A 17117-nucleotide genomic window follows, 5' to 3' on the forward strand; every position below is an offset into this window, starting at 1 on the left:
CTCCTTACGCGTCCTCGTCTACTCCTTTTTCAAGCGCCTTCCACGCGAGCGTGGCACACTTGATTCGAGCCGGGAATTTCGATACGCCTGAGAGCGCCTCGATATCACCGAGGTCAAACGTATCCGTGTCGTACTCTTTTCCTTGAACCATTTCAGAGAAGATGTTGGCGAGTTGAAGCGCCTCTTCTACTGTTTTTCCTTTGACGATTTGGGTCATCATCGATGCCGAGGCGAGACTGATTGAGCAGCCTTCCCCTTCAAACTTCGCATCTTTGACGATGTCGTCTTCGACCTGTAATTGAAGACGAAGTGAATCCCCACACGTCGGGTTGTTCAAGTCCACCGTCACGCCATCTTCGATGACGCCACGGTTTCTTGGGTTTTTATAGTGATCCATGATGACCTGGCGGTACAACATGTCGAGATTATTAAAACTCATAATTGAAATACTCCTTCGTTTGACGTAATCCCTCGATGAAGCGGTCGACTTCTTCTTTTGTGTTATACAAATAGAAGCTCGCCCGTGCCGTCGATGATTGCTTCAAAAGACGCATGAGTGGTTGTGCACAGTGATGACCGGCACGAACCGCGATACCTTGCATGTCGAGCACAGTCGCGAGGTCGTGCGCATGAACGTCCTTCAAGTTGAACGTGACGAGACCAACGCGATCTTCAGGACCGTAAATCTCGATCCCTTCAATCGTTTTCATCTGCTCGATTGCGTAAGACGCGAGTTCACGTTCGTGTGCTTCGACGTTTTCAAGACCGATTTCTTCTAAGAAATCGATGGCTGCCGCAAGTCCGACCGCTCCGGCGATAATCGGTGTTCCCGCTTCGAAACGGTACGGGATGTCTTTCCACGTCGATTCATATAAATCGACATAGTCAATCATCTCGCCACCGAACTCGACCGGCTCCATGTTTTTGAGAAGTTGCTTCTTCCCATATAAGACACCGATCCCAGTCGGTCCGAGCATCTTATGTCCAGAAAAGGCGAGGAAGTCACAGTCAAGTGCTTGGACGTCAAGTTTTCGGTGCGGTGCACTTTGTGCGGCATCGACGACCATGACGGCACCCAACTCATGCGCGAGTCGAGCGACTTCGGCAATCGGGTTAATCGTCCCGAGTACGTTCGAGACGTGACTCATCGCGACGATTTTCGTCCGGTCTGATAACACCGCTTGAACCGCATCGAGTGTGACACGTCCGTCCGGCGTGAGCTCGACGTAACGAAGTGTCGCGCCTTTTCGCTTGGCGAGTTGTTGCCATGGGATTAAGTTCGCATGATGTTCCATCGGAGTGAGGACGATCTCGTCGCCTTCACCGACATTCGCATCTCCGTAGCTCGATGCGACCAAGTTGATGGCCGTCGTCGTTCCACGAGTGAAAATGATTTCTTCAGGAACCGCCGCATGGATGAATGAGCGGACGCGTTCACGTGCTCCTTCATACGCATCCGTCGCTTGCGTCCCGAGCGTATGGACGCCACGATGCACGTTCGAATGGTTGCGACGATAATAGTCCTCGATCGCCTCGATGACAGCGAGCGGCTTTTGTGAGCTCGCCGCGCTATCAAGATAAACGAGCGGGTGTCCATTGATTTCCTGATCTAAAATCGGAAACTGTTCACGAATCGAGGCGTTCAACATCTTAACGTACTTTCCCTTCGATGACTTCGCGGAGACGGTCTTTGACCGAATCGATTGCGAGTTCTTCGACGACAGGCGTCAAGAATCCGTGGATGATTAAACGCTCTGCCTCTTGGCGAGACAAACCACGGCTCATCAAGTAGTACAATTGAACATCATCGACACGACCGACAGATGCTGCGTGACCTGCCATAACGTCATCTTCATCGATAAGAAGAATCGGGTTGGCATCCCCACGTGCTTTTTCAGAGAGCATCAAGACGCGCTCTGTTTGTACACCGTTCGATTTTGACGCACCGTGGTGAATCATCGATGTCCCGCTGAAGATTGCAGTGGCTGCGTCTTTTTGGACACCGTGAATCAAGATGAACCCTTCAGATGCTTTTCCGAAGTGGTCGGTACGGATGTTGAAGTTTTGTTTCTGTGCACCGCGACCGATTGTCACAGCTTTTGTATCTGAATACGTGTTGTCACCGACGAGGTGAGTCTTCGTCTCGACGACCGAGTTCCCGTCGTTCATGTGACCGAGCGCCCAATCGAGGCGACCGTTCGCATAGACGACACCGCGACGGTTCATGAACGTAAGTGCTGATTCAGCGAGCTGATCGACACCACCGAAGACGACTTTCGCGTTCTCTCCAGCGAATACTTCCGTCACGACGTTGACCGTGTGCGGTTCATTCGTGCCAGAAAGGAAGTTTTCGATGTATGTCACTTCACTGCCTTCGTCTGCGACGAGGATCGTGTGGTGATAGAGGGCACCGTTCGCCTGTTCCATCGTGAAGATGGCTTGAAGCGGATCTTTCAATTGCGTGTTTTTCGGTACGTAGATGAATGCACCACCGTTTGTGAGGGCAGCATTCAACGCCGAAAGACGTTCTTCATCGACACGTACGCCTTCAGTCATGAAGTATTTCTCAACGAGCTCAGGATGTTGCTCCATCGCTTCTTTGATTCCCATGAACAAGACGCCTTCAGGCATCGACAATTCGTTATAGACGACATGACCGTTGCGTTCAACGAGCACGTTTGTCCGGTGGTCTCCGAGGAGTGATTCGATGTCCGCTGTCAAGCCGTCTTTTTGTTCGAGCTCGACATCTCCCGCTGTGAAGTCCCACTTATCAATCTTAATCTTTTCAACTTTTGGCAAAGCAAGTGTCGGCGCAAGTTCTGCTGCCTCTTTACGACGGTTGACCATCCATGCTGGTCCGCCGAGCGCTTCTGCACGTGCCGACAACGCTTGTGCATCCAATTCAAATTGTACGGTCATCGTACAGCCTCCTTACGCTTCTGTGTCTACTGTCATTCCGAGTTCTTGCTTCACCCAGTCGTAACCTTCTGCCTCGAGTCGCTGTGCGAGCTCTTTACCACCAGACATGACGATTTTCCCGTCCATCATGATGTGTACGAAGTCTGGCTCGATATAGTTGAGGAGACGTTGGTAGTGCGTGATGATCAAGCAGCCGAACTCTTCTGAACGCATTTCGTTTACGCCTTTGGCAACGACTTTAAGGGCATCGATATCAAGACCTGAGTCGATTTCATCCAAGATGGCGATGTTCGGTTGAATCATCATCATTTGAAGAATTTCGTTACGCTTCTTCTCACCGCCTGAGAATCCTTCGTTTAAATAACGGTGTGCCATTTCTGAAGGGATTTCGAGAAGCTCCATCTTCGCATCGAGTTCACGGATGAACTTCATGAGCGAGATTTCTTGACCTTCTTCACGACGTGAGTTGATTGCCGAACGCAAGAAGTCCGCGTTTGTGACACCACTGATTTCAGCCGGGTACTGCATCGCAAGGAACATCCCTGCTTGTGCGCGCTCGTCGACTTCCATCTCGAGGACATCTTCGCCGTTTAATTCGACGCTTCCCCCAGTGACCTCATAAAGTGGATGACCCATGAGTGCTGATGCGAGTGTTGATTTACCAGTCCCGTTAGGACCCATGATGGCATGAATTTCGCCACCTTTAATTTCTAGATTAAGACCTTTGACAATCTCTTTTCCTTCGATTGAGACGCGGAGGTCATCAATTTTCATTTGTGGTACGTTAGACATTCGGATACCCCTTCCGTATTTTCTCGCCATAGTGAATGGCGTAGATTAGATATATTCTAATCTTAGACTAGTCATTTTTTTATTTCAAGCGACTCACCTTAGAATTCATTCTCAATAGAATGATAAAAGTTGAGAATGCTAATAGTAGGAAATCAAGACATTATCCGGCATTTTCTTCGACGAGTGCGAGGACTGCTTTCCGCTCTCGTACAGCAGCCGCGAAGAAGAAGGCACCACACCCCGTCAAGAGTGCCAAACTTCCGAATACAGGAAGCGACGACTGACCGAACGTATCGAGTAAAACGCCACCGATAATCGGTCCGACCGTCTGACCGAGTGATGTCAATCCCATTGCCCCGAAATACGTCCCTCTTAAATGTTCCGGCGCGAGTTCATCCGTCAAGACGTCCGTCATGGTGAACATCAACACCTCACCGACGGTAAAGATGGCCATCGCGACAAATAGTACCCACTCTACCGTCGCAAATCCAATAAGCAAAAGTCCGAATGACAAGGTCGAAATCCCGAAAAAGAGTGACTTGATCGGAGAGACACGAATCCCGAAACGCATAATCGGATATTGGACGATGAGAACCGTGATGGCGTTCGTCGTTAATAAGTAGGCGAATAATCTCGAGCCTTCTTCTAGTCCATCGCGTAGCGCAATGAATTGCGGGAGCGTCGAATTGAACTGGCTATAACCGATAATCGCGAAGATCATCCCGATGATGACCGCCCGAAACGTTCGGTCATCTCTCAGGACACGAAACGTCTCCGTCAAGCGCGGGCGTGCCTTGATTCCGTCCCCTTCTTCAAACGGATATTTGTAAAACAAGATAGATATAATGATCCCGTATAATATGTAGACAGCCGTCACGACGAAGAATGCAGTCTTCACACCGGTGAGTGACAAGACGACCGCCAAGAGTGGTCCGATGGCCGCGGCGATATTGATCATGAAGTAACGGACATTATAGACGATGACCCGCTGATCGGCCTGCGTCGTATCACTGATGAGTGCACGCGAAGCCGGTTCTAGGAATGATCGCGACATCCCCATCAACATCGATAGCATGTAAAACCAAAACAGTTCCGTCGCAAGTGCGAGACCAGCGAACGTAACGGCATTCAGCACAATCCCGATTAACATGAGCTGTTTTCGTCCATACCGATCAGAGAGTGTCCCCCCAAAGAAGCTCATGAACAGACCTGAAAGTGCCGTCACGGCAAAGATCGTTCCGATCACACTCGCTGAAAAGCCGAGCGTAGCCAGATAGATCGCAAAAAATGGCATGACAAAAAACGTCGCCAGTCGTGCAAAAAACGTCCCGAACAGGACGCCCCACGTCAGTGGATGAATCTGTCTGAGCTTCATCCAAATCCCCCCTTTTCTTTCATATATGTAGTGTACTTCTCTTTATGAAAGAACACTAGATAAAAAAAGACCCAGGAGGAAGTCTCCTGAGTCGAAATGACTTATTGTTTGACCGGTACGACCGCACCTTTGTATTCGTCCAAGATCCACTGTTGTGTCTCTTCAGACGTCAATACTTCGAGGAGTGCCTTGACGCGCTCGTCTTCTTCGTCCCCTTCACGCGTGACGATCAAGTTGACGTATGGTGAATCTTCCCCTTCGAGTGCAATCGCATCTTCGAGTGGGTTGAGACCTGCATCGATCGCATAGTTCGTGTTGATGAGGACCGCATCACCTTCTCCATTGTTGTAAGCCGTTGGAAGAAGTGCTGCTTCCACGTCCGTCTTGAATTTCAAGTCTTTCGGGTTGTCGACGATGTCAGCGACTGTCGCATCGACCGTTTTGCCTTCCGCAAGCGTGATGAGACCTTCTGACTGGAGCATCGTGAGGATTCGTCCGTGGTCAGCGACCGATGAGCTCATGATGATTTCCGCTCCTTCAGGAAGCTCGTCGAGCGATTTGTATTTTTGTGAGTAGACACCGATTGGCTCGATGTGCACGCCACCTGCTGATGCGAATTTGTAGTCTTTGTTCTCAGCCATTTGTGACTCGAGGTATGGCTCGTGTTGGAAGTAGTTCGCATCGAGCTCCCCGCTCGCGAGCGTCTTGTTCGGAAGCACGTAGTCTTGGAACTTCTTGATTTCGAGTTTGTAACCTTTTGCTTCATATTCTTCTTGTACGTGCTCTAAAATCTCAGCGTGCGGTACGTTTGACGCACCGACGATCAATGTTTTTTCATCGCCAGAACCTGTTTCTGCCTCTTCCCCGCCGCAAGCCGCGAGAACCGTGAATGCTGATAATGCTGTCAATCCGAGTACTGTTTTCCAAGTTTTCATAATGAATCCCTCCAAATGGTATATGTGTGATTATGCTGAACGTTTATCTATCTTTGTGACGAGTCGGTCACCGATGAATTGGATGACGAACACGATGATCAAGATGAGCACCGTCGCCACGAACGTGACGTCGTTTTGTGAGCGTTGGAATCCTTCCAAGAAGGCTAAGTTCCCGAGTCCGCCACCCCCAACGACCCCTGCCATCGCCGTGTAACCGACGATTGCTACGATGGTCACCGTGAGTCCCGATACGATTGCCGGAAGAGCTTCTGGAATCAAGACTTTGTAGATGATTTGCCATTTTGTCGCTCCCATCGATTCGGCCGCTTCAATGACCCCACGGTCGACTTCACGAAGCGCAAGTTCGACCATCCGAGCATAGAACGGTGCCGCTCCGATGATGAGTGCCGGAAGCGCCGCCGTCGAACCGAGCATCGTACCGAGTAGGAACAACGTGAACGGGATGAGTAAGATAATTAAGATGATGAACGGGATCGAACGAAACACGTTGACGATCGCGCTGACGAAGACGTAAATCGGACGATTCTTCAATAAAAGCGATTCGTTTGTAATATAGAGAATCAAACCTAAAGCCAGTCCGATCACAAACGTCGCCACACCTGCGACGAGCGTCATGTATAACGTTTCCCAAGTCTGCTCCATCATAATTTGCCAATCTACGTTAGGAAACATCGCTTTCCACCTCCACTTCTACGGATTGCGAACGAATCGACGCGATGGCACGATCGATTTCACTTGCTTCCCCAATCAGTTGGATGAATAGCGTACCGAGCGCACCGACTTGTGACTGGGTCACGTTCCCGCCGATGATGTTGAATCCGATGTCATGCGTCTTGAGGACGTCAGACAAAATCGGTTGTTCTGCCGTCTCGTTCAAGAATTTCAATTTGACGATTTGACCGCTCGGATACCGTTCTTTAAGATGTTCGAACGTGAGCGATAGATCGTCGACCGCCCCGATTTGCTTGACGAATTCTTTCGTGATCGGTTGCTCCGGATGTTGGAACACGTCCGAGACTTGACCGGTCTCAACGACTTTTCCGGCCTCCATCACGGCGACACGGTGACAAATCTTTTGGATGACATGCATCTCATGCGTGATGAGGACGATCGTCAATCCGAGCTTCTTATTGATGCTGACGAGCAGTTCGAGAATCGAATCCGTCGTCTTCGGGTCGAGCGCGCTTGTCGCTTCGTCACAGAGGAGAACCTCAGGATTTGTAGCGAGCGCGCGGGCGATCCCGACTCGCTGTTTTTGACCGCCCGACAGTTGCGATGGATAGCTGTCCTCACGACCAGCCAAACCTACGAGCTCGACGAGTTCTTGGACGCGTCGTTTCCGCTCACTTGCCGGTACCCCGATCAGTTCGAGTGGGAAGCTGATGTTTTCTGCGACCGTGCGCGACCACAAAAGATTAAAGTGCTGGAAGACCATCGAGACGTTCTTGCGAACCCCTCGTAGTTCTTTCGGGCTGAGCTTCGTGAGCTCACTCCCGGCGACCTCGATTTCACCGCTTGACGGTGACTCGAGACGGTTGAGTAATCGAATGAGCGTCGATTTCCCCGCTCCCGAATATCCGATTATTCCAAAAATTTCACCGCGATCAATTGTTAATGACACATCATCGACCGCCTGGACACGACCATTCTTCGTATCGAACCATTTGGCGACGTTTCGTAATTGAATCAATACCTTTCCCTCCTGACAACAAAAAAAGCGCGCACGTTTGAGCAAACGTGCGCACTTTATCGTACGGACAACGATTGCTCTCATCTGTCAAGGTTTCTCACCTTGCTGGAATTAGCACCATTTCGGATTGCTCCGCGGTTGCTGGGCGTCATAGGGCCAGTCCCTCAGCCTCTCTTGATAAGAGTGTTGTGTATTCGATTAGCTTTATCATAGCGACAGCTTTTTCTGCTGTCAAATCCTTTTTTCAAAAAAATTAAAAAAAGGTGCCGTCCGAGGACGACACAGAACGTAGCACCTTGAGTCACGGAAGGACAGCCCATAGATGAAAATCTTTTGCCCGTTCAAGATTTACATCCTTACATGGGGGAGATTCACCAATCATCACTCGATCTTGGCTTGGACCGTGCAATTATACGGAACGTCTTTCTTCGCTTGATTTTTTTGGGGGACAATCGAAGGGAAGACTGACGTGTATTCGTATAAAGGTAGCAGCGGCTTCGCCAAAACGTCTTGATATCGGGAATATCGCGTCCTATTTTGTGTTCAAGTAAGATGTTGTAATGAATATACCATTCGTGAACTTTCTGTGTCAACTGATTATTTAAAATTTTCAGATTATTCTAATGTTCCTCTCTCATTTCATGAAAGAGAGGACATGTTGCACATTCTGAAACGCGTACAATCGATCTTGAACCTCGCCATTTTCAAGCTTCAACAAGGCGGGTACGCTCATCACTTGGTAGGCTTCTAGCTCTTTTGGGATATAGTTCGCATCTCGCTTTTCGATTTTAATTTCAGGGTCGACCGCTTCGACGACCGTCAACATTTTTTCCGCCACAGCGCATGTACCACACATCGGGGCGTATATATATAAGAATCCGTCTGTAATCATTCTTCTCACCTCTCTTGTCATTATAAGGGGCGATGGATTCTCATTCAAAAATCGTGCTTTGATGAAATTTCAGAATTTTTCAATGATTCTCTTGACTCTTTCTTTAGAGAGGAATAATATGGGTTCTAACTTTATCGCTTTTGTACATAACAGCAAAGAAGAAGGACAGGTGAATGAATGATGACGGAACAAGCAACAGGTACGATGAAACAGTTCACGATGAACGTCTTAAACGGTCTCAGCATGGCAATTCTGATCGCCCTCATCCCGAGCGCTTTGCTCGGTGAATTAACGAAAGCCATACTTCCGTATTTTCCGTCTCTTCAATTCATATTGGATGCGACGACAATTGCGATGCGGCTTCTGCCAGCCATTATCGGGCTAGCGGTCGCCATGCAGTTCGGACGATCGATTCTCGAAACCGGGACCATCGCGATTGCGACGTATGTCGGTAGCGGTGCCGTCCAAATCGACGAAGGGGCTTTTGTGATGGCCGGCATCGGGGACGTGATCACAGCTGGTGTTACCGCTGCAATCGCTACACTTCTTGTCATGAAACTCGCTCCCCACTTGAAAACGTATACGGTCATTGTTATGCCGATGACCATCATTGTCGTCGCAGGAGGCATCGGTACTTTCCTACTGACGTACATCTCCCAGATCACGACGTATATCGGTCTACTCATCATGACAATGACTGACCTGCAACCGGTCCTCATGGGAATCCTGATCGCCATGGCGTTCTCACTCATTATCGTCTCGCCGATCTCGACTGTCGGGATTGCGACAGCCATCAGCTTGTCCGGTGTCGCGGCTGGTGCGGCGAACCTCGGGGTCGTCGCTGCCGGATTCGGTCTCGCGATCGCCGGATGGCAGGCAAACGCGACCGGCACATCGATTGCCCATTTCCTCGGCTCTCCGAAGATTCAGATGGCGAACTTTGTCCGACGCCCCATCATGATGCTTCCCATTTTGGCAAATGCGGCGATTCTCGGTGCGCTCGCAGGGATTCTAAAAATTGAAGGAACACCAATCAGCGCCGGGTTCGGCGTGTCAGGTCTCATCGGTCCGGTGAACGCCCTTCACCTCATGCCGGGTGGATTCGCTCTCTTCAACGTCCTGCTCGTCATCGTCTTGTTCGGACTGATTCCGGTCGCACTCGGAATCTTCTTCTACCGTGTGTTTGAACGGACGACTCTCGTCGAATCCGATCATTACCGACTCGATTTCGAGTAAACAAAAAGCCGGCTTCTCCAATGGAGAGGCCGGCTTTGATTATCCTTGAATCATCGCTTCGTATTCTTCTGCAGACATGAGCTTGTCGAGGTCTGACTCTTCCGTCAACTCGACTTCGATCATCCATGCGTTTTCAAACGGTGACTCGTTGACGAGTTCTGGAGAATCCGCGAGGTCCTCGTTCACTGCTGTGATGCGACCTGATACTGGTGCATACAACTCAGAGACCGTCTTCACTGATTCGACTGAGCCGAATGGCTCGTCGAGCAAAATCGTACCATCGACTTCTGGGAGTTCGACAAACACGATGTCCCCTAGTTCGCTTTGTGCGAAATCCGTAATGCCGATGCGGGCTTTCGTTCCATTTACTTCTACCCACTCATGTTCTTTTGAATAACGTAAATTTGCTGGTACTTTGCTCATCCTAACTTCCCCCTCAAATAAATTAGACTCACATCTGTATTATAGCACTTAGCCCCAAACGTCCGTAAAGGACTTTTCTGAAAATCCGACGGTCGTTTTTTCACCATTTGTGACGATTGGTCGCTTCAAAAGCATACCATTGCTCGCCAATAGCTCGAGTTGTTCGTCTTCTGATAGATTCGGTAGCTTGTCTTTGATGCCTTCGTTCCGATAGACTTGCCCGCTCGTGTTAAAGAACTTTTTGAGTGGTAGACCTGATTGTTTCCACAGTTCAGCGAGTTCCTCTTTCGTCGGCGTCGATTCGACGATATGGATATATGTATACTCGATGCCTTGTTCCTTCAACCATTTTTCTGCCTTTTTACATGTACTGCATGGTGGATAGCCATATAGTGTCACCATCTGTTCATCACCTCTTTCTTCAATGTAGCACACCTAGATAATTTAAATCACGTCTCAAGCAACCGTTCAATCTCTCGCTTCATCGTTGGGTTGACCACATAGCGTTCTTCGATAAAACGTAAGATAGTCGAGGCTGCGACGCCTGACTTGCCATATCCTAATACCCCGCCCAACAGGAAAGAAATCATCTTGGGCTGTCTCGACTCGACCCGGCGTGTCGGATTGAACGGGTCCCCTTGTTCACCGATTGCCTTCAAGACGTTCTGAACGGCTGCGACTTGGACGAGCTCGAATCCCGCGAGCGTTTCGCCACGACGTTCACGTAGCAAGCCGACGTATAGGTTCGTCAACGCCTCTTCATAATAATAGGCCGCTGTTTCACGGGTGATTTCGAGGCGTGGTGTCGCAAATACCTCGAGCGCCTCGTCCCGTCGCCAGACGACACGTCCTGGCGTATAGGCGATGGTCGCCATTTCATGCAGTTCAAAGACGGCGAACTCACCATAAATGCCATCATGGTACATGATCTTATGCCCGTCCTTCGTGTTTTGGAACTGATAATGAAGCGGTTCGATCTCGAGCCAGTCGAGTCGGTCGATAAAGCGCGCCTTCTGTCCATCCTCGACAATCAAAAAGAAATCGAGGTCCGAATACTCATCCAACCGCTCCGTCTCTTGTCCAATCGACCCCAATGCGAGCAGCATGAGCGTCCCGTCCCGTTCGGCTACGGACCGTCCAATGCGTTCCATCCGGTCGAGTAATACATCTCGTTTTGTCATCATCTCTCCCCCTCGTCTCTATTGTACGTGGCAGAGCTCAAAAAAAGAAAGGGTCGACCGCGTCCGGTCCACCCTTTCTGTCCATTTGATTAGACGATAAACTTGTTCGCTTTGATGAGGCTCGCTGCGACTTCGCGCTTCGTGCCGATCACGTTGATTGGCTGGTAGCGGCTGAATTTCTTCATTGCCGAGAGAAGCATACGTTGCTCGTCGCCAGACGCCGCTGCGTACAACACTTCTTTCGCCATGAGTTCGACTTGCTTGAACACTTGCTCCGCAAAGATTTCAGTGTAGCGGACTTTGAGCGTGTTCTTCTCTTCGCCTGAACGGGCAATCGCTTTGTCCGTACGAGCGATGGCTGCTTCAAGCGCATAGATAGCACTGATCATGTCTGCAATCTTCGCCAAGATTTCTTGTTCGTTTTGAAGGTCTTGTTGATACTTCTGTACAGCTGTACCCGCGACCATCAAGTTGATTTTCTTCATGTTCGAAAGGAGCATCTTCTCGCGAGCGAGTGGTGACCCATCCAATTCTTGTGGCATGTAGCTCATGAGCTCTTTTTGAAGTTTTTGCGCTTCTGCGAGGAGCGGCAATTCACCTTTCATCGCTTTCTTGAGGAGCGTACCTGGGACGATCAAACGGTTGATCTCGTTCGTTCCTTCGAAGATACGGTTGATCCGTGAGTCACGGTAGAGGTTCTCCACTTCATACTCTGCCATGAATCCGTATCCACCATGAATTTGAACGGCTTCATCGACGACATAGTCGAACGTCTCAGAAGCGAAGACTTTGTTGAGTGAGCATTCGATCGCGTATTCTGCGATCGCTTGTGCGACTTTCGATCCGTCGCGCATGTTCTCATCACCGAGTGCGTCCAAGCTATCCTGGAACAAACCACCTGTACGATAGACTGAACTTTCCATCGCGTAGATGTTCGCTGCCATCGTCGCCAATTTCTCTTGGATGAGTGGGAATTGGCTGATCGGTGTCTTGAACTGTTTACGCTCGTTCGCATATTGAACCGAGAGGTCGAATGCACGTTTTGAAGAACCGACTGCTCCGACTGCGAGTTTGTAACGACCGACGTTCAAGATGTTGAAGGCGATGATGTGACCTTTTCCAACTTCACCGAGAAGGTTGTCGACTGGTACTTCGACATCTTCAAGGATGAGCGTACGTGTCGACGATCCCTTGATCCCCATCTTCTGCTCTTCTGCGCCCGTTGAGACTCCTTTGAAGTCACGCTCGACGATGAAGGCACTGAACTTGTCGCCATCGATTTTCGCATAGACGACGAACACGTTCGCGAAGCCGGCGTTTGTGATCCATTGTTTCTCACCGTTCAAGACGTAGTGCGTGCCCGCCTCATTCAAGACAGCTGTCGTTTTCGCACCGAGGGCGTCAGACCCTGAGCCTGGCTCAGTGAGCGCGTAAGCCGCGATCCATTCGCCTGTCGCGAGTTTTGGCAAGTACTTGTGCTTTTGCTCTTCTGATCCGAAGAAGACGATCGGGAGCGTCCCGATCCCCACGTGTGCGCCGTAGCTGAGTGCGAACGAACGTGCTTTCGCGAAGCGCTCCGTGATGATTGAAGATGAGATTTTATCAAGTTGGTAACCGCCGTACTCTTCAGGAACGTCTGCTCCGAGAAGACCGAGCTCGCCCGCTTCTTTCAACAATTCGACAGAGAGGTCGAACTCGTGTTTCTCGATGCGCTCGAGGACTGGCATGACGCGGTCATCGACGAATCCTGCCGTCGTGTCCCCAATCATCTTATGCTCATCTGAGAAATCCTCTGGTGTGAAGAGACGCTCTGCATCGAGTGCGTCAATGACAAAGCTACCGCCTTTAATCAATTCATGTTCTGTACGTTCCATATCCGATTCCCCCTTAAAGTAATTCGAAGACACCAGCCGCGCCCATTCCGCCGCCGATACACATCGTGACAACCCCATACTTCTCATTGCGTCGTTTCATCTCATGCAAGATCGAGACTGAAAGTTTTGCTCCCGTACATCCGAGTGGGTGACCGAGGGCGATGGCGCCGCCGTTCACGTTCACTTTCGATGGATCGATGCCGAGTTCACGGATGACACCGAGTGACTGACTCGCGAACGCTTCGTTCAACTCGAACAATCCGACTTCTTCTAACTTCACGCCAGCCATCTCGAGTGCTTTCGGAATGGCGACGACTGGTCCGATTCCCATCACTTCCGGACGGACACCGCCGACCGCGAACGAGAGGAACTTGGCCATCGGTTGCAATCCTTGGCGTTCTGCTTCTTCACGGTCCATGACGAGGACAGCTGCTGCTCCGTCGGATACTTGTGAAGCGTTACCCGCCGTGACCGACCCTTTGATTTTGAAAGCCGGGCGAAGTTTACCGAGCGCTTCGATTGTCGAATCTGCACGGACACCTTCGTCATGCTTGACGACTTTCTCCACTTCCGCGACTTTCCCGTCTTCACCGAGTACGTGCTCGATGACCGTCACAGGAACGATTTCTTCCTGGAACTTGCCACCTGCGATGGCTGCCGCCGCCTTTTGGTGACTGTTGATGGCGAACGCATCTTGATCTTCGCGCGAGATGTTATATTCGGCTGCAACACGTTCTGCCGTATGCCCCATGCTCATGTAGTACTCTGGTGCCGTCTCCATGATGTGTGGGTTTGGACGGATGACGTGACCACCCATCGGGACTTGGCTCATCGACTCCATACCGCCGGCGATGATTGCCGTCGCTTGACCAATCATGATTTTCGCCGCTGCATCCGCGATGGCTTGAAGACCTGACGAGCAGTAGCGGTTGATGGTGATCGCTGGAACTTCGTGCGACAGTCCCCCCCGGACCGCCGCATAGCGAGCGATGTTCATCCCTTGCTCCGCTTCTGGCATCGCACAACCCATGATGACGTCATCAATCGGGCCTTTATATCCTGAACGCTCAAGCGTTGCCTTGATGGCATATCCCGCGAGCTCGTCCGAACGAACGTTACGGAACGATCCGCGTTTTGCTTTTCCGACCGGCGTCCGTGCGCCGGCTACGATGACTGCTTCCCTCATCTGTATTGTCCCCCTTTATCAGTTCCGTAGTGGTTTGCCTTTCACGAGCATGTGTTGCATCCGTTGTTGTGACTTCGGCTCCCCGATGAGGCTTAAGAAAGCTTCGCGCTCGATGTCAAGGAAGTACTGCTCATCGACGAGCGTACCGTATGCCAAGTCGCCACCACTGATGACGTGTGCGAGTTTCTTCGCAATTTTCAAATCGTGCTCTGAAATATAACCACCGTAGAACATTTCGTACGCCGCGAGTTCAAGCGTCGCTTTACCCGTTTGACCGACGACCGGTAACTTCTCACGAACCGGTGCCGTGTACCCATCAGCCAGTTCAAGGACCGTTTGTTTCGCATCGAACGTCAAGTGGTCGCGGTTCATCGAGATGCCGTCGACCGCACGATGGTAACCGAGTGTTTTCGCATCAAATGCCGACTTCGATACTTTCGCCATCGCGATGTTCTCGAACGTCTGTTGCGCAGCCTTTTCGATGTTTTGCATCGATTTTGGTGTCTGCTCAAGGAGTCGACGGTACGTGTTGACGTTTCCGCCCCCACCAGGGATGAGGCCGACACCGACTTCGACAAGACCCATGTATGTCTCGAGTGCGGCTTGCATACGGGCTGCCGGTAAGCTGATTTCCGTTCCACCACCGAGCGTCATACCGTACGGTGCAGCAACGACCGGACGACTTGAATAACGAATCTTTTGAACGACTTGTTGGAACTTGTTGATGATCCAATCGAGTTCGAACCAGTTCTCGTCTTCTGCTTCCATGAGCATCATCGCAAGGTTGGCTCCGACACAGAAGTTCTTGCCATCGTTGGCGAGGACCATTCCTTTGAAGTCTTGCTCGACACGATCGATCGACTGTTCGATCATCTGCATGATGTCGACACCGATCGCGTTGTTTGGTGATGTGAATTCGAGTGCGACCACGTCATCACCAATATCGACGAGGCGTGCGCCACCATTTTCTAAAATGATGCCGTTTGATTTTGCGAGCGGCTTGAGTTTCAATTCTTTCGGATTGACGGTCTTCTCGACATACGTCTTCGACGCTTTATCGTAATACTGGTCTCCCTTGTAGAATGACGTATTGCCTGCAGCAAGCATCTCATCGATCCATGCCGGGACGTCATAGCCTTCCGCTTTCATACGCTCGACTGATTTCTCAACACCGAGGGCATCCCACATCTCGAACGGTCCAAACTTCCAACCGAAGCCCCACTTCATCGCATCGTCAATCGCAACGATCGTATCGGCGATTTCACCAGTGAGACGTGCCGAGTAAGCGAGCGTCTTCGCCGTGATTGGCCAGAGCAATTGGCCGACGCGACCTTTGTTCAAGATGGCACCTTTCAATTTTGCTTTCGAGCCAGGAAGTGACTTGATTTGATCGAGCTCAGGACCTGTAATCGCTTTCAATTGTTCGTATTCGAACGTCTGAAGATTCAACTCCTGGATGACCTTGCCTTCTTTCTTATAGAAGCCTTGACCAGCCTTTTGTCCAATCCAACCTTTTTCAACGAGTTGCTTCATTTCTGTCGGAACGTCGAACGTATCCTTCTCTTCCCCTGATTCGAGTGTCTCGTAGACGTTCCCCGCCACGTGGACGAATGTGTCGATTCCGACGACGTCGAGTGTGCGGAAGGTCGCTGATTTTGGACGACCGATGAGTGGACCTGTGATCGAGTCCATCTCTCCGATTGAAGCGTTTTGCTTGAGCATCTCTTCAAACGTGACGAGAAGACCATACGTCCCGATCCGGTTCCCGATGAAGTTCGGTGTGTCTTTTGCTTCGACGACACCTTTGCCGAGACGATCTTCAGCGAAACGTGACATGAAGTCGATGACCGGACGGGCTGTCTTCTCCGTCGGAATGAGTTCGAGCAACTTCAAGTAACGCGGTGGGTTGAAGAAGTGCGTGCCGAGGAAGCGTGATTTCAATCCTTCCGGAAGGGCACTTGCCATCGCTTCGATGGAGATCCCTGACGTGTTCGAGCTGAGAATCGCGTCTTCACGGATGTAAGGTGCAATCTTCTCGAAGAGTTGTTGCTTCACGTCGAGACGTTCGACGACGACTTCGATGACCCAATCCGCTTCTTTCAAACGCTCTAAGTCATCTTCTAAGTTCCCGACTTCGATGAAGTTGAGATGTTCCGCTGTCGCGAGTGGTGCTGGATTTTGTTTCAATAGCTTTTGACGGTTTTCTGAGGCGATGCGATTGCGTACTTCCGGCGACTCGAGCGTCAACCCTTTCGCTTCCTCTTTGGCTGTCAATTCACGTGGTACGATGTCGAGCATGAGCGAACGAATCCCCGCGTTCGCCAAGTGAGCCGCAATCCCCGCCCCCATTACTCCTGAACCGATGACGACCGCAAAACGAATTGAGTTCGTCAAACGGAGGTCGGTTGATTGTTCGATGTGACTCGTCATAGTGTTCCCCCCTAAAATGAGAATGAATAGTGATTCATTTCACGCGTAAAAAAAATCGCAATCACCATCGTGTTTACTCTTCTATCATAAATGAATGAACATTCATTCGCAAGCGTTCATTTTTCAATTTCATTCCATTTTTTGAATGAACGATTAGTTTTTA

Annotated in this window: 16 protein-coding genes and 1 riboswitch; of the genes, 1 reads left to right on the forward strand and 15 read right to left on the reverse strand. The window is 50.4% G+C overall.

Annotated elements, in window-relative coordinates; translation table 11 throughout:
- Positions 1-4: 4 nt before the first annotated feature.
- The 9 genes from sufU to F3H97_RS07510 all read right to left on the reverse strand — a co-directional run bounded on the left by sufU (position 5) and on the right by F3H97_RS07510 (position 8624).
- A complete protein-coding gene (gene sufU / locus F3H97_RS07470; protein WP_026825487.1) occupies positions 5-439 on the reverse strand; it encodes a Fe-S cluster assembly sulfur transfer protein SufU in 435 nt (144 codons plus the stop codon).
- Complete coding sequence (locus F3H97_RS07475) at positions 429-1649, reverse strand: cysteine desulfurase (protein ID WP_159562600.1); 1221 nt, start codon at positions 1647-1649, stop codon at positions 429-431. The genes sufU and F3H97_RS07475 overlap by 11 nt, the downstream gene beginning before the upstream one ends.
- Position 1650: 1 nt before the next feature.
- Positions 1651-2919, reverse strand: a complete 1269-nt coding sequence (sufD, locus tag F3H97_RS07480) for a Fe-S cluster assembly protein SufD (RefSeq protein WP_074036358.1) — start codon at positions 2917-2919, stop codon at positions 1651-1653.
- A gap of 12 nt (positions 2920-2931) precedes the next feature.
- Positions 2932-3693 (reverse strand): Fe-S cluster assembly ATPase SufC, encoded by a 762-nt coding sequence (gene sufC, locus F3H97_RS07485; protein WP_143180266.1) that lies wholly within the window; start codon positions 3691-3693, stop codon positions 2932-2934.
- A 178-nt stretch (positions 3694-3871) separates the two neighbouring features.
- Positions 3872-5086 carry an MDR family MFS transporter gene (locus tag F3H97_RS07490; protein ID WP_196430965.1) on the reverse strand — a complete coding sequence of 405 codons (1215 nt, stop codon included), beginning with the start codon at positions 5084-5086 and terminating at the stop codon, positions 3872-3874.
- 101 nt (positions 5087-5187) lie between these two features.
- On the reverse strand, positions 5188-6021 hold the full coding sequence (locus F3H97_RS07495; RefSeq protein ID WP_159562602.1) for a MetQ/NlpA family ABC transporter substrate-binding protein: 834 nt from the start codon (positions 6019-6021) through the stop codon (positions 5188-5190).
- Between the two features lie 30 nt (positions 6022-6051).
- Positions 6052-6714, reverse strand: coding sequence for a methionine ABC transporter permease (locus tag F3H97_RS07500; RefSeq protein WP_012726857.1), 663 nt, complete (start codon positions 6712-6714; stop codon positions 6052-6054).
- Positions 6704-7732 carry a methionine ABC transporter ATP-binding protein gene (locus F3H97_RS07505; protein ID WP_147538181.1) on the reverse strand — a complete coding sequence of 343 codons (1029 nt, stop codon included), beginning with the start codon at positions 7730-7732 and terminating at the stop codon, positions 6704-6706. The genes F3H97_RS07500 and F3H97_RS07505 overlap by 11 nt, the downstream gene beginning before the upstream one ends.
- 77 nt (positions 7733-7809) lie before the next feature.
- A riboswitch (SAM riboswitch) is annotated at positions 7810-7916 on the reverse strand.
- 450 nt (positions 7917-8366) lie between these two features.
- Positions 8367-8624, reverse strand: a complete 258-nt coding sequence (locus F3H97_RS07510; RefSeq protein ID WP_084543056.1) for a thioredoxin family protein — start codon at positions 8622-8624, stop codon at positions 8367-8369.
- Positions 8625-8804: 180 nt separating this feature from the next.
- Here F3H97_RS07510 and F3H97_RS07515 point away from each other — a divergent pair, with 180 nt between their 5' ends.
- A complete protein-coding gene (locus F3H97_RS07515) occupies positions 8805-9860 on the forward strand; it encodes a PTS sugar transporter subunit IIC (RefSeq protein WP_370568552.1) in 1056 nt (351 codons plus the stop codon).
- 39 nt (positions 9861-9899) lie between these two features.
- Here F3H97_RS07515 and gcvH read toward each other — a convergent pair whose 3' ends face one another.
- From gcvH to F3H97_RS07545, 6 genes are all read right to left on the reverse strand, one after another.
- The gene (gene gcvH, locus F3H97_RS07520) at positions 9900-10283 is read right to left on the reverse strand and encodes a glycine cleavage system protein GcvH (protein WP_012726861.1); all 384 of its coding nucleotides are present in this window, start codon (positions 10281-10283) and stop codon (positions 9900-9902) included.
- 48 nt (positions 10284-10331) lie between these two features.
- Positions 10332-10685 carry an arsenate reductase family protein gene (locus tag F3H97_RS07525; protein ID WP_159562604.1) on the reverse strand — a complete coding sequence of 118 codons (354 nt, stop codon included), beginning with the start codon at positions 10683-10685 and terminating at the stop codon, positions 10332-10334.
- Between the two features lie 47 nt (positions 10686-10732).
- Positions 10733-11464: a hypothetical protein gene (locus F3H97_RS07530; protein WP_196430967.1), complete on the reverse strand. Its 732-nt coding sequence runs from the start codon at positions 11462-11464 to the stop codon at positions 10733-10735.
- An 89-nt stretch (positions 11465-11553) separates the two neighbouring features.
- Positions 11554-13338 carry an acyl-CoA dehydrogenase family protein gene (locus tag F3H97_RS07535; protein WP_196430968.1) on the reverse strand — a complete coding sequence of 595 codons (1785 nt, stop codon included), beginning with the start codon at positions 13336-13338 and terminating at the stop codon, positions 11554-11556.
- A gap of 13 nt (positions 13339-13351) precedes the next feature.
- On the reverse strand, positions 13352-14524 hold the full coding sequence (locus F3H97_RS07540) for an acetyl-CoA C-acetyltransferase (RefSeq protein WP_012726865.1): 1173 nt from the start codon (positions 14522-14524) through the stop codon (positions 13352-13354).
- Between the two features lie 18 nt (positions 14525-14542).
- Positions 14543-16954, reverse strand: a complete 2412-nt coding sequence (locus tag F3H97_RS07545; protein WP_196430969.1) for a 3-hydroxyacyl-CoA dehydrogenase/enoyl-CoA hydratase family protein — start codon at positions 16952-16954, stop codon at positions 14543-14545.
- Positions 16955-17117 lie beyond the last annotated feature (163 nt).

It is taken from the genome of Exiguobacterium sp. SRB7LM (assembly GCF_015712685.1).
GTDB classification, from domain to species: Bacteria; Bacillota; Bacilli; order Exiguobacteriales; family Exiguobacteriaceae; genus Exiguobacterium; species Exiguobacterium profundum.

Excerpts from the sequence above, each read along its gene's own strand:
- F3H97_RS07545 (WP_196430969.1), bottom strand. The coding sequence starts at position 16,954 with ATGACGAGTCACATCGAACAATCAACCGACCTCCGTTTGACGAACTCA.
- F3H97_RS07510 (WP_084543056.1), bottom strand. The coding sequence starts at position 8,624 with ATGATTACAGACGGATTCTTATATATATACGCCCCGATGTGTGGTACA.
- F3H97_RS07535 (WP_196430968.1), bottom strand. The coding sequence starts at position 13,338 with ATGGAACGTACAGAACATGAATTGATTAAAGGCGGTAGCTTTGTCATT.
- F3H97_RS07530 (WP_196430967.1), bottom strand. The coding sequence starts at position 11,464 with ATGACAAAACGAGATGTATTACTCGACCGGATGGAACGCATTGGACGG.
- F3H97_RS07540 (WP_012726865.1), bottom strand. The coding sequence starts at position 14,524 with ATGAGGGAAGCAGTCATCGTAGCCGGCGCACGGACGCCGGTCGGAAAA.
- F3H97_RS07500 (WP_012726857.1), bottom strand. The coding sequence starts at position 6,714 with ATGTTTCCTAACGTAGATTGGCAAATTATGATGGAGCAGACTTGGGAA.
- sufC (WP_143180266.1), bottom strand. The coding sequence starts at position 3,693 with ATGAAAATTGATGACCTCCGCGTCTCAATCGAAGGAAAAGAGATTGTC.
- gcvH (WP_012726861.1), bottom strand. The coding sequence starts at position 10,283 with ATGAGCAAAGTACCAGCAAATTTACGTTATTCAAAAGAACATGAGTGG.
- F3H97_RS07525 (WP_159562604.1), bottom strand. The coding sequence starts at position 10,685 with ATGGTGACACTATATGGCTATCCACCATGCAGTACATGTAAAAAGGCA.
- sufU (WP_026825487.1), bottom strand. The coding sequence starts at position 439 with ATGAGTTTTAATAATCTCGACATGTTGTACCGCCAGGTCATCATGGAT.
- F3H97_RS07475 (WP_159562600.1), bottom strand. The coding sequence starts at position 1,649 with ATGTTGAACGCCTCGATTCGTGAACAGTTTCCGATTTTAGATCAGGAA.
- sufD (WP_074036358.1), bottom strand. The coding sequence starts at position 2,919 with ATGACCGTACAATTTGAATTGGATGCACAAGCGTTGTCGGCACGTGCA.
- F3H97_RS07515 (WP_370568552.1), top strand. The coding sequence starts at position 8,805 with ATGACGGAACAAGCAACAGGTACGATGAAACAGTTCACGATGAACGTC.
- F3H97_RS07490 (WP_196430965.1), bottom strand. The coding sequence starts at position 5,086 with ATGAAGCTCAGACAGATTCATCCACTGACGTGGGGCGTCCTGTTCGGG.
- F3H97_RS07495 (WP_159562602.1), bottom strand. The coding sequence starts at position 6,021 with ATGAAAACTTGGAAAACAGTACTCGGATTGACAGCATTATCAGCATTC.